At 39.8% G+C, this 18555-nt stretch carries 18 protein-coding genes and 5 pseudogenes; 12 read left to right on the forward strand and 11 right to left on the reverse strand.

Annotated features, from left to right (window positions below; all coding sequences use genetic code 11):
- Window positions 1–17: 17 nt before the first annotated feature.
- Window positions 18–782: a CAP domain-containing protein gene (locus NST18_RS06100; protein ID WP_035018685.1), complete on the reverse strand. Its 765-nt coding sequence runs from the start codon at window positions 780–782 to the stop codon at window positions 18–20.
- Between the two features lie 227 nt (window positions 783–1009).
- On the opposite strand from NST18_RS06100, the pseudogene NST18_RS06105 reads away from it, so the two are divergent.
- Both NST18_RS06105 and NST18_RS06110 read left to right on the forward strand, forming a co-directional pair.
- Window positions 1010–1450: pseudogene (locus NST18_RS06105) on the forward strand (PTS transporter subunit EIIC); the annotation flags it as partial.
- Between the two features lie 244 nt (window positions 1451–1694).
- Window positions 1695–2084 carry an ATP-binding protein gene (locus NST18_RS06110; RefSeq protein WP_035018683.1) on the forward strand — a complete coding sequence of 130 codons (390 nt, stop codon included), beginning with the start codon at window positions 1695–1697 and terminating at the stop codon, window positions 2082–2084.
- A gap of 29 nt (window positions 2085–2113) precedes the next feature.
- Here NST18_RS06110 and NST18_RS06115 read toward each other — a convergent pair whose 3' ends face one another.
- Window positions 2114–3004, reverse strand: a complete 891-nt coding sequence (locus NST18_RS06115; protein ID WP_004890771.1) for a response regulator — start codon at window positions 3002–3004, stop codon at window positions 2114–2116.
- 15 nt (window positions 3005–3019) lie between these two features.
- Window positions 3020–4270 carry a sensor histidine kinase gene (locus NST18_RS06120; protein WP_004890768.1) on the reverse strand — a complete coding sequence of 417 codons (1251 nt, stop codon included), beginning with the start codon at window positions 4268–4270 and terminating at the stop codon, window positions 3020–3022.
- Between the two features lie 116 nt (window positions 4271–4386).
- Here NST18_RS06120 and NST18_RS06125 point away from each other — a divergent pair, with 116 nt between their 5' ends.
- Both NST18_RS06125 and NST18_RS06130 read left to right on the forward strand, forming a co-directional pair.
- Entirely contained in the window at window positions 4387–4977 is a 591-nt protein-coding gene (locus NST18_RS06125; protein ID WP_035018682.1) for a hypothetical protein, read from the forward strand.
- Window positions 4978–4985: 8 nt separating this feature from the next.
- Window positions 4986–5795 carry a hypothetical protein gene (locus tag NST18_RS06130; protein ID WP_004890763.1) on the forward strand — a complete coding sequence of 270 codons (810 nt, stop codon included), beginning with the start codon at window positions 4986–4988 and terminating at the stop codon, window positions 5793–5795.
- 741 nt (window positions 5796–6536) lie between these two features.
- On the opposite strand, the gene NST18_RS06135 is transcribed toward NST18_RS06130, so the two are convergent.
- From NST18_RS06135 to NST18_RS06155, 5 genes are all read right to left on the reverse strand, one after another.
- Window positions 6537–7718: an IS701 family transposase gene (locus NST18_RS06135; protein WP_088223189.1), complete on the reverse strand. Its 1182-nt coding sequence runs from the start codon at window positions 7716–7718 to the stop codon at window positions 6537–6539.
- Window positions 7719–8024: 306 nt separating this feature from the next.
- Window positions 8025–8675, reverse strand: coding sequence for an amino acid ABC transporter permease (locus tag NST18_RS06140; protein ID WP_004890759.1), 651 nt, complete (start codon window positions 8673–8675; stop codon window positions 8025–8027).
- A 19-nt stretch (window positions 8676–8694) separates the two neighbouring features.
- Window positions 8695–9348, reverse strand: coding sequence for an amino acid ABC transporter permease (locus tag NST18_RS06145; protein WP_004890757.1), 654 nt, complete (start codon window positions 9346–9348; stop codon window positions 8695–8697).
- A 62-nt stretch (window positions 9349–9410) separates the two neighbouring features.
- The gene (locus NST18_RS06150) at window positions 9411–10262 is read right to left on the reverse strand and encodes a glutamate ABC transporter substrate-binding protein (RefSeq protein ID WP_004890754.1); all 852 of its coding nucleotides are present in this window, start codon (window positions 10260–10262) and stop codon (window positions 9411–9413) included.
- A gap of 21 nt (window positions 10263–10283) precedes the next feature.
- The gene (locus NST18_RS06155) at window positions 10284–11012 is read right to left on the reverse strand and encodes an amino acid ABC transporter ATP-binding protein (protein WP_340721292.1); all 729 of its coding nucleotides are present in this window, start codon (window positions 11010–11012) and stop codon (window positions 10284–10286) included.
- Window positions 11013–11364: 352 nt separating this feature from the next.
- On the opposite strand from NST18_RS06155, the gene NST18_RS06160 reads away from it, so the two are divergent.
- On the forward strand, window positions 11365–11610 hold the full coding sequence (locus NST18_RS06160) for a YkgJ family cysteine cluster protein (protein ID WP_230456195.1): 246 nt from the start codon (window positions 11365–11367) through the stop codon (window positions 11608–11610).
- Window positions 11565–11768, forward strand: coding sequence for a hypothetical protein (locus NST18_RS06165; protein ID WP_004890748.1), 204 nt, complete (start codon window positions 11565–11567; stop codon window positions 11766–11768). Before NST18_RS06160 ends, NST18_RS06165 begins: the two co-directional genes overlap by 46 nt.
- Here NST18_RS06165 and NST18_RS06170 read toward each other — a convergent pair.
- A pseudogene (locus NST18_RS06170) lies at window positions 11765–12018 on the reverse strand (sigma-G-dependent sporulation-specific acid-soluble spore protein CsgA). The gene NST18_RS06165 and the pseudogene NST18_RS06170 sit on opposite strands and share 4 nt — an antisense overlap.
- A 54-nt stretch (window positions 12019–12072) precedes the next feature.
- Window positions 12073–12801, reverse strand: a pseudogene (locus NST18_RS06175) (iron-containing alcohol dehydrogenase family protein); the annotation flags it as partial.
- Between the two features lie 98 nt (window positions 12802–12899).
- Between NST18_RS06175 and NST18_RS06180 the strand changes: the two are divergent.
- Window positions 12900–13010 carry a UPF0236 family transposase-like protein gene (locus NST18_RS06180; protein ID WP_268915729.1) on the forward strand — a complete coding sequence of 37 codons (111 nt, stop codon included), beginning with the start codon at window positions 12900–12902 and terminating at the stop codon, window positions 13008–13010.
- Window positions 13011–13069: 59 nt separating this feature from the next.
- Window positions 13070–13420: a UPF0236 family transposase-like protein gene (locus tag NST18_RS06185; RefSeq protein ID WP_276319113.1), complete on the forward strand. Its 351-nt coding sequence runs from the start codon at window positions 13070–13072 to the stop codon at window positions 13418–13420.
- Between the two features lie 759 nt (window positions 13421–14179).
- Here NST18_RS06185 and NST18_RS06190 read toward each other — a convergent pair.
- A pseudogene (locus NST18_RS06190) lies at window positions 14180–14679 on the reverse strand (IS66 family transposase zinc-finger binding domain-containing protein); the annotation flags it as partial.
- A 135-nt stretch (window positions 14680–14814) separates the two neighbouring features.
- On the opposite strand from NST18_RS06190, the gene NST18_RS06195 reads away from it, so the two are divergent.
- The 4 genes and pseudogenes from NST18_RS06195 to NST18_RS15165 form a co-directional block, all read left to right on the forward strand.
- The gene (locus tag NST18_RS06195; RefSeq protein WP_340721293.1) at window positions 14815–15588 is read left to right on the forward strand and encodes an McbB family protein; all 774 of its coding nucleotides are present in this window, start codon (window positions 14815–14817) and stop codon (window positions 15586–15588) included.
- Window positions 15589–15697: 109 nt separating this feature from the next.
- The gene (locus NST18_RS06200) at window positions 15698–16879 is read left to right on the forward strand and encodes an IS701-like element ISBsm1 family transposase (protein WP_088223322.1); all 1182 of its coding nucleotides are present in this window, start codon (window positions 15698–15700) and stop codon (window positions 16877–16879) included.
- Between the two features lie 194 nt (window positions 16880–17073).
- Window positions 17074–17898: a SagB/ThcOx family dehydrogenase gene (locus tag NST18_RS06205; protein WP_051035080.1), complete on the forward strand. Its 825-nt coding sequence runs from the start codon at window positions 17074–17076 to the stop codon at window positions 17896–17898.
- Window positions 17899–18082: 184 nt separating this feature from the next.
- Window positions 18083–18541, forward strand: a pseudogene (locus NST18_RS15165) (YcaO-like family protein); the annotation flags it as partial.
- Between the last annotated feature and the right edge of the window lie 14 nt (window positions 18542–18555).

Here is an 18555-nt window from a genome sequence, read left to right on the forward strand (position 1 = left end):
CCGAGACGGCGAGTTTCTTATTTCCCAACAAACATTTGTGTCCAATAATTTCCGTTTCCATCGAATCCGACACCGATATGCGTAAAGTTACGATTTAAAATGTTCGCTCGGTGTCCTGCGCTATTCATCCACGCATGGACAACCTCCTCTGGGGTCCGTTGCCCTTTGGCGATATTTTCTCCCGCCGTGCGATAAGAAACGCCAAAATCGCGCATCATATCGAAAGGAGAGCCGTACGTTGGGCTCGTATGTGAGAAATAATTGTTTTTACGCATATCTTCCGATTTTTTTTGTGCAACAAAACTAAGCTGCGCATCAGCACGTAATGCTGGCAGTCCTGCGCGCGCTCGTTCTCTATTTGTTAAATCAATAACTCGTTGGGCATATTGACTAATTCCAGTTGTTGGTGTCGTTCGTCTTGTTTGTTGCTGCGTCGGTTGTTGTGTTTGTCTGTTTGGCTGTGTCGGTTTCACTTGATTTGGACGTTGATACACATTTGGTGCTTGTGTATAAGGTCTTGGTTGCATATACATTCTTTGCTGTTCCATCAACGATCGTTCAATTTGTGTGTGCAGATTGGCTGCGTCTTTCGGATCGATTGGAACAAATTTATAACGAGCTTCTTGAATCAATATCGCTTTTGTATGAGGATATTGATCGCTCGATAGCGTTGTATGCAAAGCAGAAATGTTTGAACGATTGTTCATATCCATTGCGTTGTTACAGCCAACAATGGCAAGTAAACTTAAGGCGGCAATAGATTTTGTCAACTTTGCTATCATTTGCTCATCCCTCCTTGGCATATTTCACCGTCATGCACCGTTAGTTTTTACAATGATGAGGCAAACTAAAGATGGAAATGGTTGAGAAATGTTTTTTCCTCTTTTTGTTTTTTAAAAATGACAAGATTGTGACAGACAAAATGATATTTACTTTACATTGAACGTGACATGTAAGCGCTTTAATATTAAGCTATAGCAAGACCAAATAAAAAAGAGGAGGAGAAAACATGGAAAATCAAACAGGTTTTCGTGTAAATGTGCAACGTTTTGGCAGTTATTTAAGCGGAATAATTATGCCAAACATTGGGGCATTTATTGCGTGGGGAATTATTACTGCATTATTTATCCCAACAGGTTGGTTGCCAAATGAAACATTCGCTAAATTAGTTGGACCGATGATTACGTATTTATTGCCATTATTAATCGGTTATACAGGCGGAAAAATGATTTATGACGTTCGCGGTGGTGTTGTCGGTGCAACCGCAACGATGGGGGTTATTGTCGGTTCAGACATTCCGATGTTTTTAGGGGCAATGATTATGGGTCCGCTTGGCGGATATGCAATCAAACAGTTTGACAAGCTATTCCACGGAAAAGCCAAACAAGGTTTTGAAATGTTAGTGAACAACTTTTCAGCAGGTATTATTGGCGGATTGCTCACATTTGTTTAAAATACATGGAGATGTCAAGTAACAAACGAGAACCGGCTAGTGTACAAAGAAAAAGACATACTAGTGCTTTGATCGATTTTTAGGAAGCATGAACATCTTCTTCACTCCTTTATCTTTTTTTTATTATATCTCATCAATGGCTTTTTAGGGATAAACGATCATAAAAAACCCTTGTTGCTTATTGTCGTTGTTTTCCATAGAATGATAGAGTCAAACTATTACAGATAGGTGAATACATTTCATGAAACGATTATTTGCACTATATGTGACGCTCATTTCTTTGTTTGGGTGTGCATTATTTCTATACGTATGGCCATTTTCTAGTGTGCATGTGAAAGAGCAGTGGTTGTTGTTATTGTTGTTTGCTAGCTCGGCAGTTTTGTTAAGTAGGTATGTGATATATTTACCACCTAATGGGAATGCTTTCACTTTAGAGTCTTCCGTTTACCTGTCTCTACTTTTTATTTATAGTTTGCATTTTATGACAACGAAACCGTTAGGGACAGGCTTAGGGTTAACGATTGTCAAACGAATTATTGAAAACCATGGCGGAACGATTGCGCTTCATGACAGTTTGGAGAAAGGAACGACGTTTGTCATCAGCTTGCCGATTGGGCGAAAAGAAGAATAGAAAAAGGTGTCCGTTACGGGCACCTTTTTCTATCCATTTTTTATCTCCATATAAAAAGCGGTTAAAAATTTTTTTACGTTAATGCGACATTTTGTTGCTTTTTCCCCAGCTTCTAACTCTTGCATGCGCAGGCGAATTTCTTCAAAGTCAAACAAGCGTGGAGCGAAATGTTCAAATGTCGGGTTTGTGTAGTCAGCTAATCCGAGCGATGATAAATGTGTAAACGCTTGTAACACCATGCGGCGAATGCGTTGTTCCATGGCACGTATTTCTTTTTGAACTAATGGTTCCTCTTTATATACCCGCTGCAATGTTTGGGCATATAGCTCTTTTAATGGTGGCAAGTCATGAATGGATCTCCCTTGCTGTTCTTGCTCAAAAAGCCAACGTATAATAGCTAATAAGTCGGCTGTTCCTGCTTCGCCAGCGATGCCTAAAACGAGAAGAAGCTGTCGGGCTTTTTGTTCGAGCGTTGGTTCATGATTGGTGGCTGTTGGTTGCTTTGTATTTTCTAACGTTTGCACGAGACGACGAATCGAGTCAAGCGATGAAGCAACAGAAAGGTAATCGGCGACCCGTTTTAAAACGGAGACGACTTCGTAACGATTAATCGGTTTATGAATGTATGTATCGATGCCGTGAAGATACGCTTGGCCAATCATTTCTTTATTTTCTACTTGAGAAATCATAACAAATGGACCGGTAAACCCTTGAGCACGCAACTTTTTGATCGTTTGAATGCCGTCAAGCCCTGGCATAAGCAAATCGATCAGCACAACGTCAACACCATATAGCTGATCGATCGATACGTGCAGCCCGTCTTCGGCTTGTCCAACGACTTCCCCAAGCCCGCTTTCATGAATGATTTTTTCTAACATTTTTCTTACAACTGCGTCATCTTCAATGAGAAAAAAGCGCATGGCATCCTCCCCTTATCATAGTTGTTTGCTAGGAATGTTGACTTGAAACTGTGTCCGACCGTTCTCATCGGTTGTTAATGTGATTTTTCCGTTGAAACTATGAACAATTTCTTTTGCGTGCGTCAGCCCAATGCCAGTGGACGGGTTGCCGTGTTCATCGTATTTTGTCGTAAAGCCGAGCTGAAACACCCAATCCCGTTCGTCTTCTGGGATTCCGAGACCGGAATCAGTAACAATAAAGACGATATCCTCGCCATCAAGTTCAGCGCGAAGATCAATCCATCCTGATGACGGAATCGCTTCTACCGCATTGGCAACTAAATTATTTAAGACGGAAAGAAGAGCGTAAACGTGCCGCGTCGATAAGTCGAGATCGCACGTCCATTGAAAAATAATTTCTTTTTTCAACAATTCCGCGTATTTTTCATTCGCACGAACGACCATGCCGCAAAGTTCAGAGATTGATAAGTATAAATCTCGCCGTTCTTGGTTAATTAATTCTGATAGACCAGCTAAAATGCGCTGCGAATCTTTTTTTACTTCGTGGACATGTTCGGCGATATAGAGCGCCATACTTGGCTCAATCGTTTGATCGTCTATTAACCTTGCATATAGCTCATAGCTTTTGCGTGTAATGTCTTCCATATGGGTCATTGATTTACGTAAATAAAATACTTCTTCATAGAGGCTGGCGTTCATCATGACAAGCCGTTCAATCTCTTGTCGCCGCGCTTCTCCTAACGTTTGCATTTGCTGAATCATTAATATGTTATATAGTCCGACAACACAAAAACTTCGTAAAATTCCGAATAAAATAAGCATAAAAAACGTTTCATGCGTCATGGCGATCGTTTCGCCTGTTAGATGGCGAACAAACAGCTCAACGATATTTGAAGCGAAATCAATGCTTGCGCCAAGCAACGCCACATAAATGGGAAGCTCCATATAATTACGGAGACGAAGCACATGAACAAATAGGGAAAAAGCGACATAATAGCACGCAGCCGGCAGATGAGAAAGCAGGCTGTCGCTCCAAGAGACGTCTTTCATTAGTAGGTCAATGCTTGTACGAAACAAGGAAATAAAAAGCCCTGTCAACACACCCGTCCATATAACCGGCACCGTTCGAAACCAAATAAGCCCGAAAAAGAAAACGGCGCTTCCAAGTGAAAAGCGAAACGAACTCCCAAACGGATTTACTTTCATTTCTCCGAAGAAAGCGGTAGCGATGATAAGAAGGAAGATTGGTAGCATTCGTTCGCGCATAGGTGATCTCCCATGTTTTTCATTTATTTTTATCGTATCAGCCGTTGGATGTTCTTGTAAAGATTGTTTTTATTGGAGTTTTTTAAACAAAAATACTAAAAAATCAAAAGAGCATATTGAAAAAAACAATTTTGGATTATTATTATCCTAAGGATTATGATCTTGGAGGGATGACGATGCCTACCGTTTCTGTTAAGCAGTATTTTCAACAGAAACCAAATTCTTATGTTCCCACGATTGTAACTACAAAACCTTCTGGCTCTGTAACAGCATCAGTGTCATATACACCAGCAAAAGCAACGATTTCTAAAGATGTTGTATCGATTAGCGAGGCTGCTAAGAGAGCTTATGAACAGATGGTTTCTAAAAATCAAGTTTCTAACACGCTAACCAATCAAGTTGTTCAACCAATTCCCCCTTCGATACCTTCTTCAGTTAGCGTGTCTACTAACTTTAATCAACAGAAAGATATTGTGTACGGTACTAAAAAAGTATATCAAAGTGCAGTTTCCGACAATGCTTCTCACGCTTCAAAAAATATAATGGCGAATAAAACGCCTTCTGCTGTTATTCAAGGAGTAGGGAATAAAGATTCAGGAAATTTTGAAATAAAAGTAGCAGCTGGTACCTCAACAAAGACAACACATCATGTGCAAACAGTTACAGTTCAAGCCATAGCCAATAAAAATCAGATGCTACAGATGTAAAAACATTAGTGAAGCGATTAGAGTATTTAGAAAAACTCACGGATTCGTACTTGAGGGAGCTACAAAAGAATCCAAGAACGAACGTTTCACGCAAGCCAGTTGAAATAAATGATTACAACCTAGAATTTATAAGATATAACTCTAAAGTGTATGCTGGATTTAAATGGGCTATCACCGCTGGGACAATAGATGAAAGGCATGTTCAGTACGTTGAATCCAAAAGCAAAAGCTTAAGTAAATTCTTTGAACCGAATGGTGAAGGGGCATTTTTAAAAGATCCTGTGACTGGGAACAAAATCGATTTCTTGCATATGGCTGCAACATTAGATGGAATATTATCAGTGTCTCCGATTCCTGATGACTTATCTGGATGGGCTGGGGATTTACAAACTGCAGTCATAGACCTTCAGCGGAATACAAACGATTCGAACGATTTGAAGATTCTTCAGAAAGAAGCTAAAAAGATTATAGGTGGGAATAGTTCGTTTTCTACCTCCGATTTGCTGGCAGATATAGACGCTGTGAATATTGCAAATATGATAAGAGAAAATTCTAAACTACATTTGTCCGACGCCATTGAAAAATATTATTCAAAATCTGGGGAAGTGAATAGACGGTTTAGTGAATTTATTGAATCGTTTGGAGGCAAAAAAGAGTTCAAAGAAGCTGTCAATAGTGTTAATTTAAAAACCGGACCTATTGTAATGGATAGTGGCAAGTTTGAGAAGTATGGAATTCCGACAGATAACCAAGTGAAAGCCATTCGTGAAGCTTTCATTAATCATGTGCTAAATCAAGCATCAAAAGAACAGAAATAGGGTACTTTTTCATTATTTAAATCTAAAGGAAGAGGAATGTCTTTATGAATCCTTTGAAACAAACAGGAAGCAAGACGATTATTTATAGTTCTCTATGTGTATCTGTCATCTTGTTCATTTATGCGATCAGCACGTTAATTATTGGGCCAAATATAATGAATACTTGGTTTGCTACTATATCTAGAGGTTTGGTTGCAATTATGTTTGGAGCAGTTTTTCTTAAGAAAACAAAAGGGGAAATGGATAAAAAAATTCGTTTTTTTAGAGTGTTTATTTGGACATGCACTTCTTTCATCATTTTATGCATCTTATTTGTCGTATTCCTGTATTTAGTTTTTTAACGTTTCGTCGGTATTAAACGGAATACCTAGTGATAATTAGGCAAATGCCATTCGCGAAGCTTTCATTAATTACATTGAGGAACTTCTAAAAAAGAGAAAAAATGAATTTTTGGAACTGAAAAGGTGAGATCATGTGGAGATTAGGAACGGATGAGGGTTTAAATAAAGCTATGATATATGTTACTTTGGCTTTGTCCTTAATTTTTTTAGCTATGCCATAGTCACCTTTATCGTCAATAATTATTCTGAACGAACAATGTTACTTGCGATATTCAAAGGAGGCATAGGCGCTTTTTTTGGTTATTTCTTTCTGAGGATAACAAAAAATAAATTAGGAACTGTAGTTGAGCAATTTTCGTTACAATAATTACCATTTAAAAAGAGACAAACAGGGTACCCCTTATGCCACGTGGAGCTGTTTTTTCACGGTATCAATGGGAATATTTTGTTTTGCTGCACGATAAATGAACTCCACGAGGCTATGTCCTTTTCTCTTGCGCAGGAGATCGAGCCCATCCGAAAAATCACTGTTAGACTCGAACATGCTGTACACATACGCAAGTTGCACCAAGATCCAATACCGTTTCACCGCCCGACGCCCGCGAACGCGGTATCCATCGAGTTTCAGCTGGTCTTTCGCTTGACGGAAAAAACATTCGATCGACCAACGTGCAGCATAGTAGCGCAAGATCTCTTCATCGCTTAGCTCGCGATCGGTGCTCAAGACGCAATGAAGATGTTTCGGCGTCATCGGCTGATCGGCTTTCCATGCGAGCAGCACCACGGCATCCTTGAGACCGTTCAGAGCGCCTTCGTAGCGATACACCCGATAACGCTCTTTTCCCACCGTGACGAGGCGGGTATCCCGTGGCTCCATAGATTTGGCAAATTCTTTTGCTTGAATGGCCGTCCCTTTTGGATAGAGAATCCGATTCGTCTTCAGCATCGCGATGACGTGGAACCCTTTTTTTAAGCAGGCTCCCACGAGGGTTTTCGATGGATACCAAGAGTCCATGAGCACATAAACGGGTCGACTCACATCCAACGAAGAAAGCATCTCGATCGCGAGTTCCCCTTTGCTTTTCCCCACCGTCTTGTCGTAGAGGCGAAAGGCAAAAGGAAACGCTTGGGTCATCGTATGAACCATGAGCCAAACGAGAGAATGTCCCCAGATCGACTTTTTCTCTGCGTGAGAATAGTGCCAATCACACCCTTGAATGGCGTGTGTTGCCCGTGACGAGGGCTTCGTTTTTTGGCAAATCGTATCATCGATCGAAACAAAAATGGGTTGATTCTCTCGTTTCGAGCTGCGTTCGACACGATGAAGCACCCACTGTTGGAGTTTGCGAAGCAGCGTCTCTTCCTCCCATGGGCTTTTCGTGAAAAAATGGCTCAGTGTCGTGCGATGGTTCGGATGAAAACTCCCATGATGTAGATCGGTCAGCGTTCCCGAAAAGCCCTTTGTAATCATCGCATCCACGATATGAACGAGATGCTTCATGACAGGTTTCGAGAAATAAAGGGCCAACCCCAACATCGTCAAAAACTTGTGGATTCCTTGGTGATGTGCTAATCTATTCATGAGACATGAACCTCCTTGTGAATGGTTTGTTGGCACATCTATTCTAACCAAGGAATCGGGTTCATGTCTTCTTTTTTGTTTGGTTGTAAATTTATGTTAGTAAATTTGCTCATCTACAGTTAGGAAAACAATTACGAATTTTTCGAGTAGTAATTTGGATGTTTACTATTCTCACTACTCTGTACTTTTTGTTTGTTATATACCTGTATATTGTTTTTTGACATGTTATTTGTCTGAAAAAATACAAGTCTCATCGCTTCCAAAATTTTTTGTATATTTAAGGAAGTGATGAGACTTTTTATGTTTTTATATATGCTTATGTTCCAGTCTTCGCGAAACGAGCGAAAGGGAGTAGTTGACGACAAAATACATGACGGCAACTAATAAGAAAATCGGAATGACGTAATTGACGTTTTGCCCGTTAATAATTTGTGCATGATTCATTAATTCCGGAAGAGCAATGACGACAGCAAGCGATGTATCTTTCAAAAGCGAAATAAACTGCCCGACAATTGGTGGAACCATGCGGCGTAACGCCTGCGGCAAAATGATATGCCACAACGTTTGCGTGTAAGTGAGCCCTGATGAACGTGCCGCTTCGATTTGTCCTTTTTCAATTGAATTGAGTCCGCTGCGGACAATTTCCGACAGCATCGCCGATTCAAAAATGACAAGCGCTAAAATAGCTGCATAAAACTTATCCAGTTTGAATCCGACTTCCGGAAGGGCAAAATACGTAAAGAAAATAATTAATAAAAGCGGTAAGTTCCGAATCGTTTCCACCCCGACAGCAAGCAGGGGAGAGATGAAAGGAATGCGGCTGTAGCGCAACACACCGATGACGATGCCGATTAAAAAACTAAAGAAAATCGAGAGAAAGGCAACTTCTAGTGTAACAACAAATCCCTCTAATAAAAATTTCAAATGTGCAGGAGAATATGCACCAACAAAATCCATCTCTCACTTCACCTCGACTTTATCGACTTTTTGCTAGGCGGCGTTCTAACGCACCGACCCCTAAGCTTAATGGGATCGTTAAAAGTAAATAAAACAACGCAACGAAAATATATACATCGAACGTGACAAACGTTTCGGAAGAAATTAAGTCGCCGAAATACATTAAATCAAGTCCAGCGATGACTCCGAGAACCGATGAGTTTTTCACAAGGTTAATAAACTGGTTGCCCATTGGTGGTATGACAATTTTTACAGCTTGTGGCAAAATGATATACCACATCGCCTGTACATACGTCAGACCCGATGATCTAGCTGCTTCCATTTGCCCTTTCGGAACGGAAAGAATGCCAGCGCGAATGACTTCAGCAATAAATGCAGCCGTATAAACGGTTAGTCCTAACGTACCTGCGGTGAATGAATCAAAGCGAATGCCGATGGCAGGCAAACCGACAAAAAAGACAAAGACAATTAAAATGAGCGGGATGTTGCGAATAAATTCAACATAAGCAGCCCCAATCCAGTTTAATGGGCGAATGGGAGCGATACGAAAGATTGCCATGATTGTCCCAATGACCAAACTGCCGATTAATGCAAGTACACTAGCTTTTAACGTGTTGGCAAATCCTTGCATATACATATCGAAATGTTCTATAAGAATCGAATAGTCGAGCATCTTGTTGCCTCCTTTCCAATTAACAAGAGATGAGCGGATAGTTTCCGCTCATCGTCATGTCATTATTGTTTTGGCTTTTCGCCAATCCATTTTTCGTAAATTTTATCGTATTCGCCGTTTGCCTTAATTTCTTTTAAATATTCGTTAATCACTTCTAGTAATTCTTTATCGCCTTTGCGAACCGCAATTCCATATGGTTCTTCAGAGAACGTTTCATCAACGACGCGGAAGTTTGGATCTTGTTTTGCCATTCCGAACAATAACGCATTGTCTGTCGTGAGTGCATCGCCTTGTCCAGCTTTCAATGCGGTAAATGCTTCCGCGTAGTTTTCAAACTCTAACACCGTTGCTTTTGGTGCTTTTGCTCGAATGTTTTGTGCGGAAGTCGAGCCTTTTGCCGTTAATACTGTCACGCCTTCTTTATTCACATCAGCAATTCCGTTAATGTTGCTATCTTTTTTGACGAGTAGCGATTGGCCAGCCATGAAGTAGACGTCTGAGAAATCAACTTCTTTTTTTCGTTCTTCTGTAATTGTCATTGTTGCGATAATCGCATCGATTTCACCGTTGTTTAACATTGGAATACGCGTTTTTGACGTGACTTCTTTTAGCTCAATTTTGTTTTCATCGCCAAGAATTTTTTTCGCTAATCCTTTCGCGATGTCGATATCAAATCCTTCTACTTCACCAGTTTCCGGGTTTTTCAACCCGAAAAGGTTGAGGTCGTATTTAACGCCGACGACTAATTTGCCGCGTTCTTTAATTTTGTCTAACGTCGTTTCTGCTGCTTGTTCTTTTTTGTTATCGGTTTTGTTTTCTGTCGTTGTTTCACTATTGCAGCCGACTAACGCAGTAGCGCTAAGCATAGCGACAAGCCCAAACCCAATCATTTTTTTCCAAACAGTTTTGAACATGAAAAATTTCCCCCTTATTCATTAATGATTCAAAATCCGGCTGAGAAACAGGCGCGCCCGTTCTTCGCGCGGATTAGCAAAAAACTGTTCCGGCGGTGCTTCTTCTAAAATTCTCCCTTGGTCCATAAAGACGATGCGGTCAGCGACTTCCCGCGCAAACCCCATCTCGTGCGTGACGACGACCATCGTCATTCCTTCTTTTGCAAGTGTTTTCATGACATCGAGCGCTTCACCAATTGTCTCAGGGTCAAGCGCAGAAGTCGGTTCGTCAAATAGCATAATTTTCGGCTTCATCGCTAGTCCTCTAGCGATGGCGACGCGCTGTTGTTGACCACCAGACAATGCTGTCGGATAGGCGTTCGCCTTATCAGGAATGCCGACTTTTTCTAAATAGTACATCGCAGTTTCTTTTGCTTCTTTTTCAGGCACACCGAGCACTTTCATCGGTGCAAGCGTAATGTTTTGTAAGACAGTTTTGTGCGGATATAAATTAAAATGTTGAAAAACCATACCGATGTTGCGGCGCAGTTTATTAATATCGGTGTTTTTATCGTTCACTTTCACGCCATCAACGATGAGTTCACCGCTTGTGATCGTTTCAAGGCGATTAATACAACGGACTAACGTACTTTTTCCAGAACCAGACGGGCCAATAATGACGATAACTTCGCCTTTTTTGATAGTAAGATTAATATCTTTTAAGACGTGAAAGTCCCCATAATGCTTGTTCACTTGATGGAAGTAAATCAACATGTTCCCTCCTTTCTTTTTTGAAAAATTTTGAATTGAATGTGAAGTTAAACTATGATTAAGTGTAAAATCAAACTACGAAAAACGACAGAAACTAACAGAAACATTTAAAAAATTTTTATTTTTCTGTATTTATTTTGAAAACAAAATATTCGGACGTTTAATTTGAAAACATTTGTGATGTTTGTTAAATCGTTATAAAATTCAACTATCTGCAATTAAAAGATTGATAAACATATACAATGGTATGGTAAACATTATGCTGATAAAATAAAGCGAGTGAACATGTTAGATTTTACAGAAGATCAGCGTTTTAAAGAAATATAAAGATCAGCGTTTTAAAGAAATATACATGAAAGAACAATTGCCATGTATATTTTTAAATCGTGAAACAAATACATGTTTTGTTTATGAAGTAAGACCAATGCCATGTCGTACGTATTTAAACTACTGTTCCCCAAACGTATGCGCCGAATCTTATATGCCTGATGAACCGTTTAGTTATGAATTTTTATATGAGTTTTATATATATAAGTTGCAATTTTGTTTTACATGGCATTGTTCGCTCTTCTTGTCACCGTGCCAGCTTGTCAGGTGATAAAGACGGGACATGGAGATCGGAAATTCTTTATTACAACCTATATAGAAGCGCTTCATGATTTTATTCAAGCGCTCGTTTATGAAGGAGAAGATGTTGGCATCGACTATCCAGACGATTTGTTTGCCATGGACTATTTGTTTCGTTTTTTTATTTAAATGAGTTGCTCGTATATTTCATTTAAATGATGGACGCGAACATCGTCTTGTTCTTCTTTTGCATATTTCATTTCTTGGAGCAACATGCGATCTAAAAATGCTGCTTCTTTTGTGATAAATCACGGACGAATTGTTCTTCATTTTTGTACGGTTTACTTATTAATTTTTTGTATAAATGAATGGCTACCGCGTGATGACGGTCAGCATAGTTTGCTAATATTTCGCGTAAATACGCTAACGTTTGATTCAACCGCACCACCTCCTTAAACAGTAGGGTAGGCGGTTTCGCAATGAAATATGTGTGCTATGTAAAAATCTCTTGTAAAATAGGGTCTTCATCAAGGAGCCGAATGGCCCGTTTTCGATATTGTTCATCGTGAATGTACGTATAACGATTTGGCTTGATCGTTGGTGCAATGTTGATGGCTTGGCGATACTCTTCCTTATTTAATTGTAATGTTTTGACGTAATCGAAAAATCCAGTACGTGTAAACACTTTTGTGATGCGTTCAGCCCGATGTTGTTGAATATGTGCCATGATATATGTGGCGATTCCTACTTGAATGCCATGCATGTGTGGCGACGGGCTGATTTTGTCAAGTGCATGGGAGATTAGGTGTTCAGATCCGCTAATCGGTGCACTATTTCCGCTAATCACAGTAGAAATGCCGCCCATTGTTAACGAACTAATTAATTCTTTTAGAAAAATAGGATGTTTAATATTTTGCATTGGTGTACGGATAAAGCTGTTGACTGCTTTTTTGCTAATCATCGCAGCAAAAGCGTTTACCCGACTGACGCCGTGATTTTGTTCAAATTCCCAGTCATATAACGCCGTAATATTCGACATTAAATCACCGATGCCCGCTAAAATAAATCGTTCAGGAGCTTGCTGAATGATATTTAAGTCAGCTAAAATGCCAAATGGTACTTTGGAAGGAACGGTTGTTTTTTTACCATTGACAAGTAACGAGCAGTTTGTGCTTGCAAAACCGTCATTTGACGCAGATGTTGGTATGCTAAGAAACGGCACTAAATCATGAACCTGTCACATACGTAAGCAAAATAGATGAATTAAAAGAGATCGAACTAGAAGATCGGGTCGTCATCAATGGATATGGTGTCCCATGGATCACAGCGTGTCGAGAATATTTCGGGGATAGGGGGTACTTTCAGCTCGATCGGTTCCATGTGGCGAGAGAGATTCGGCAATTGTTCCGAGGTCATGCGAGATATCGGTGATTCGAAAAAAATTCGCATCATGGGATGAAGAGGGGGTGTTGTGAGAACTCGCAAGTGCCATCGGTACGCTAGAACATGAGGGGAAGGAAAAGCAACTCGAGGCGCTTGTTCGTCGAATCGAGGAGATGCCAGGGTGTTTGCGTGACTATCGCATATGGCTGCAGGAAAAAGGGATCGATGCAACGAATATGGGAGCGATGGGCAGTGCAGGGGGGACGATGCATATGTTTGCGAAACGAAGCAAAAACGGTCGAAGTTGGAAGGACGCAGGGATTGAAGCGATGTTACGAGCGATCGTCGCGATAAAAGATACGTTACTTATTCGGACACGCCATGGAGTGGTATGTTGCGTGGAAGAACGAGAAGAAACGAAACGCGAAGCGAGCGTGAAAGCGTTTCATCTCGAATGAAGGAAGTGATTCGAGACAATATTCCGTATTTCCGTCAGTCTTCAGGAACGCCGATTTACGAGGCCCTGCAAGCACTAAAAGGTTTTTAAAACGAGAGAAAACGCACATACCTACAGGATGAGAGTAAGTAAAAGCACTCACATGAAACAAGTTCATAAAACCATATATAAGCAAAAAGTCGGTCGAGAAAAAAATCTCCCACAAAGTCTTGACTCAAACACATCATAGATAAGAGAAGAAAAAATATTCCTCTTATGATATGGACGATGCGGCTAAATGCTTACCTTTTTTGGTTAAAAATCTATAAATTTTCATTAAAAGTATTGTTTTCTTTTTTTTTTTTTTTGTTATAATTGTGCATGTAATAGTTTTAATTTTTTGATAATTTTAAAAGTAAAAGAGAGGAGGTGAAATGTATGTATAGTGAGGAATCTTTACAAGAAGTGAGACATCAGAAAGTTAACACGAAGTATGAGTATTCACAGAAGCAAACAAATATGTTTGGAGTGGGAGCTCTATCTTCAAGCTATGTTATGGATACAGTTCGACATGGGGATAATTATTGTTGTTGTTGCGTTTATAATTGTGGGGGTGCAGTGAATAAGACGAATAAAATGTAGATAAACCTTATATATCCAACTTATATATCCAAATGGATATTTTAATCCAGCATACTCGGTGCGATGCAATATCTCATCTGGATGCTGTAAGACGCGTTGTTCAAACTAGGTAATAACTGGCGATATTATTTTGATCATTAATTTGTATGTTGCACAAATACACGACAAGCGCAGTGAGCCACGGACCATATTGTACATGATTTGTGACATGTGATGGGAACTCGGCTTGTTGCACGCACCGATAGTGCGGACATGATTTCACTTCGCGTTCATGTTGTGTGACTTCCATCGTCACGGGAGACAGATCCAATACTTTACAGTCATCGATTTTGAACGGTTTTACGTCACGCAAAGAAGCCCCACATCTTTGACACGTATGGACGCGATGGACGACACGATGGAGTGGCTGTTCTACTTGCCGGAGTGTCGTCCCTTCATGTCTCTCCTGTCCACCAGACTTTTTGTCAGACGGTTCGCAATAGGAAATATTTTTCATAAAGCCAAGAGGATATTGGAATATGACTATTCTTAACGCAAATGTTCATTTTCTTGAATGAGTTGATGAATGAGCTGTTTTTGTTGTTGGACTTTGTGGATTAAGCTTTCAACCGTAAATACAGCTTGTCGTACCGTCACCATGCAATTCACACTTGTCTATCTGTATTCACATCATAGACAAGGAAAGAATATTCGGCTCACTTTATGAGGCGGATGATATAGTTGCGTGCTGAAAATCCGATTCTACAACATAAATTTTTTAGAAGGAGAAAGACTATGAATGCATCAGTTTCATGTCTGAAAAGTTACAGATTAAATCAATATATTTTACATGAATTAGATTCAGATGAAGTAATAGTACAGAACGCAAAGGGAATTGTGCGAGCTTATGATTCTCGTTTGAAGGACTTCTTTAAGGAATGGGATGAATTCGGAACAGCGCTATTGTCTTATAGTGATTTCGAGAAATTCTTTGGAAAAGATACAAAAGAAGCATTAGAGTTTTTAAAGGAATATCACATCATAGAAGATAAAATTGAACCTAATTTAAATATAAAGAGGATTAGTGTATATACCAATAATGTTGAAGTAGGGGGATATATAGAAAAGATACTAAGAATAGATTATAAACAAGACATTGATGTGTCTATGTTTTACAATAGGGAATTAAGTCCGAAGCAACTGGAGATACAGGAAGGAGATTTAATTTTAGTGTTTCTTAATCCATATAACAGGAGGGTAGCCAAGGGAATTCGAGATAAAGTAAAAAGTGTTGAGAAAGCTTTTTTGTTGTTTACATATGTGTATGGAAATTGTTTTTATATGGATTCCTTATATAACGGCTTTTTAAAGCCTCCTTGCCATCTTTGCCATATATCTTATATTGAATCAAGTATTAGAACAACTGATTATAATGGTATAACTTACCAACATATCATTGACAGCTTGTACTCCGATCGCTCTTTTTTTTCGATAGAGGTTCCGCTCACTCAAAGTAACATCTTTAATATTGTAACCCAGATAACCAATCGAATAAGTAACTGTAGATGAGCAAAATCACTAACATAAATTTACATCGAAACAAAAAAGGAGACATGAACCCGATTCCTTGATTAGAATAGATGTGCTACCAAACCATTCACAAGGAGGTTCATGTCTCATGAATAGATTAGCACATCATCAAGGAATTCACAAGTTTTTCACGATGTTGGGGTTGGCCCTTTATTTTTCAAAACCCGTTATGAAGCATCTCGTTCATATCGTGGATGCGATGATCACGAAGGGATTTTCGGGAACATTGACCGATCTTCATCATGGGAGCTTTCATCCGAACCACCGCACGACACTCAGCCATTTTTTCACGAAAAGCCCATGGGAGGAAGAGGCGCTGCTTCATAAACTCCAGCAGTGGATCCTTCGTCGTGTCGAACGCATCGCCAAACAGGAGAATCAACCCTTGTTTGTTTCGATCGATGATACGATTTGCCAAAAAACCAAGCCTTCGTCACGGGCAACACACGCGATTCAGGGATGTGATTGGCACTACTCTCACTCAGAGAAAAAATCGATTTGGGGCCATTCTCTTGTTTGGTTCATGGTTCATACTGCAACCCAGGCGTTTCCCTTTGCCTTCCGCCTCTACGACAAGACGGCGGGAAAAAGCAAAGGGGAACTCGCAATCGAGATGCTTTCTTCGTTGGATGTACGCCGTCCCGTTTATGTGCTGATGGATTCGTGGTATCCATCGAAAGCGCTCGTGGAAGCTTGTCTGAAAAAAGGATTCCACGTCATCGCGATGCTCAAGACGAACCGGATTCTCTATCCGAACGGCGTTGCCGTCCAAGCGAAGCAGTTGGCCCGCTCCATCGAACCGAATGACACTCACCTCGTCACGGTGGGAGAAGAGCATTATCGCGTCTATCGTTACGAAGGAGCGCTCAACGGTCTCGACCATGCGGTGGTGCTGCTCGCTTGGAAAGCCAATCAGCCGATGACATCGGAACATCTTCACTGCGTCTTGAGCACCGACCGGGAGCTAAGCGATGAAGACATCTTGCGCCACTATGCCCAACGCTGGTCGATCGAATGCTTTTTTCGACAAGCGAAAGACCAGCTGAAGCTCGATGGGTACCGTGTTCGTCAGGTTCGAGCGGTGAAACGCTACTGGATCTTGGTGCAGCTTGCTTACGTGTACAGCCTATTCGAGTCGAACAGCGATTTTTCTGATGGGCTCGATCTCTTGCGCAAGAGAAAAGGACATAGCCTCGTGGAGTTCATTTACTGTGCAGCGAAACAAAATATTCCCATTGATACCGTGAAAAAACAGCTCCATGTGGCATAAGGGTTACCCTGTTTGTTTCTTTTTACATGGTAATTATTGTTATGAAAATTGCTCATCTACAGTAAGTAAGCTAATTTTGTTGGATGAGGGTTCTTTTATCCAATCTCATGCTTTTTTGGAAAGTTATATGTTTGACTTAGCAACCAGAAAACTTTATGTAGACAATCCAATTCATTGGGAGCTGTGTGACTGTTATGAGTAAAAAAGAAAATGAGTATCATGACACAATGAAAAGTATTATTTGGGATATATTTCAAGAACGTGCGTTATCACAAAGGATAATTACAGATGTTATAAAGTTTCACCAATCATCTGTCTTTTTTCGGGTCAAAAATATGAGGAGTAGTTTTATAAGTCCAGATGTAAGAGTTTGGTTAGAAAATGTAGAGTGTACAGATGTGTTACCAGATATTTTTGAAGAAGAAATACCACTATCAATTGAAAAGGTACGTATAAATGGTAGTAACCGAAGTTATAATTTGTCTTATCGGATGGATGAAAAAACACTAGGTGCAATAATGTATAAAGCATTTGGGCGTGACAACGAAACTTTATCAAAAAGGTATGGATCTGCTGGAGCTTTATACCCTGTAATGCCACTATTGTTGGTACTAAAGCCTAACGTAATTTCATCTTTACCAATGCCAGGGGTTTATATGTTTAATCCACTTTCTAATTCAATTTACAGAATTAGAAAATGGACTGAAAAAGACTTAGAGAAACTTAAAGAATGCATATTTATTGATGGAGAGGAGTTTGTTTCATCTCTGGTCATGGCATACGCAATCGATATAAGAAGAGCTGTAACAAAATATGGAAAAAGGGGTTATAGGCATGCGCTAATAGAAGTGGGATTAATGGCTCAAGGATTTCGTGAAAGCTTAAGAGAAGTGAAAGAGAATCTAGGGGATCTGTGTTGGTCAGGGTTTAATGATAATGCACTTACTTATTTAGTAGGACTCAATGTGCGATTAGCTCCTGTTGTATTATTACAATGGTTCGGTGAGAGGGGGGATTAAGTTGTTGTTTCAAAATATTGAAAACAATCATTTTAATGTGCCTGATTCTTTATTTATACACAATTCTGTATATAAATCTTTTACAAAAGTAGGGACGCTTGTTAAAGGAGAAGATGTGAGCCCAAATGGTGCAAACGCACTCTCTATTTCTAGACAATTATCTATAAGGAAATCTTTTTCTGAAATGATTGAAAGAAGGAGTTTACTACTGGGAGGAAAGACAAATTATAAAGATCAAGTTCCTACTTGGGATATGGTAAGGAATATACCGTCATTCCTACCACATAGGTACACCATTTACCAAACTGAAGGATTATATATATCTGATACAACAGGAACAGCTACTCATACTGATAGTCGGAAAGCGATACAAACTGCCATACAGGAGTTGCTTGAGAAAAATGCTTTATATCTTTTTTGGTATGGGAAGAAAGGATACAAATTAAAACTAAAAAATTATAAGAATGACATACCCTCATTATACTTCAATCTTCTGAGATCTATGGAATTTGTTAAGTTATTCGTGAACGATACATTTTATCCGCTATTTGTGGTATTCGTAGCATTATGCACACATCAGAAAGATATTTATACTGGAATAGGGTCCTCGTTTCTATTAACATGTGCAATTCAGAAGGCTATTGAGGAGGCATATGT

It is taken from the genome of Anoxybacillus sp. FSL W8-0104, assembly GCF_038004465.1.
GTDB classification, from domain to species: domain Bacteria; phylum Bacillota; class Bacilli; order Bacillales; family Anoxybacillaceae; genus Anoxybacillus; species Anoxybacillus flavithermus_G.

Bases quoted from the DNA above. Each gene is read 5' to 3' on its own strand.
- NST18_RS06145 (WP_004890757.1), bottom strand. From the start codon at position 9,348: ATGCTCGACTATTCGATTCTTATAGAACATTTCGATATGTATATGCAA.
- NST18_RS06135 (WP_088223189.1), bottom strand. From the start codon at position 7,718: ATGAATAGATTAGCACATCACCAAGGAATCCACAAGTTTTTGACGATG.
- NST18_RS06115 (WP_004890771.1), bottom strand. From the start codon at position 3,004: ATGCGCTTTTTTCTCATTGAAGATGACGCAGTTGTAAGAAAAATGTTA.
- NST18_RS06100 (WP_035018685.1), bottom strand. From the start codon at position 782: ATGATAGCAAAGTTGACAAAATCTATTGCCGCCTTAAGTTTACTTGCC.
- NST18_RS06140 (WP_004890759.1), bottom strand. From the start codon at position 8,675: ATGGATTTTGTTGGTGCATATTCTCCTGCACATTTGAAATTTTTATTA.
- NST18_RS06195 (WP_340721293.1), top strand. From the start codon at position 14,815: ATGAATGCATCAGTTTCATGTCTGAAAAGTTACAGATTAAATCAATAT.
- NST18_RS06200 (WP_088223322.1), top strand. From the start codon at position 15,698: ATGAATAGATTAGCACATCATCAAGGAATTCACAAGTTTTTCACGATG.
- NST18_RS06205 (WP_051035080.1), top strand. From the start codon at position 17,074: ATGAGTAAAAAAGAAAATGAGTATCATGACACAATGAAAAGTATTATT.
- NST18_RS06110 (WP_035018683.1), top strand. From the start codon at position 1,695: ATGAAACGATTATTTGCACTATATGTGACGCTCATTTCTTTGTTTGGG.
- NST18_RS06150 (WP_004890754.1), bottom strand. From the start codon at position 10,262: ATGTTCAAAACTGTTTGGAAAAAAATGATTGGGTTTGGGCTTGTCGCT.
- NST18_RS06160 (WP_230456195.1), top strand. From the start codon at position 11,365: ATGAAAGAACAATTGCCATGTATATTTTTAAATCGTGAAACAAATACA.
- NST18_RS06120 (WP_004890768.1), bottom strand. From the start codon at position 4,270: ATGCGCGAACGAATGCTACCAATCTTCCTTCTTATCATCGCTACCGCT.
- NST18_RS06165 (WP_004890748.1), top strand. From the start codon at position 11,565: ATGGCATTGTTCGCTCTTCTTGTCACCGTGCCAGCTTGTCAGGTGATA.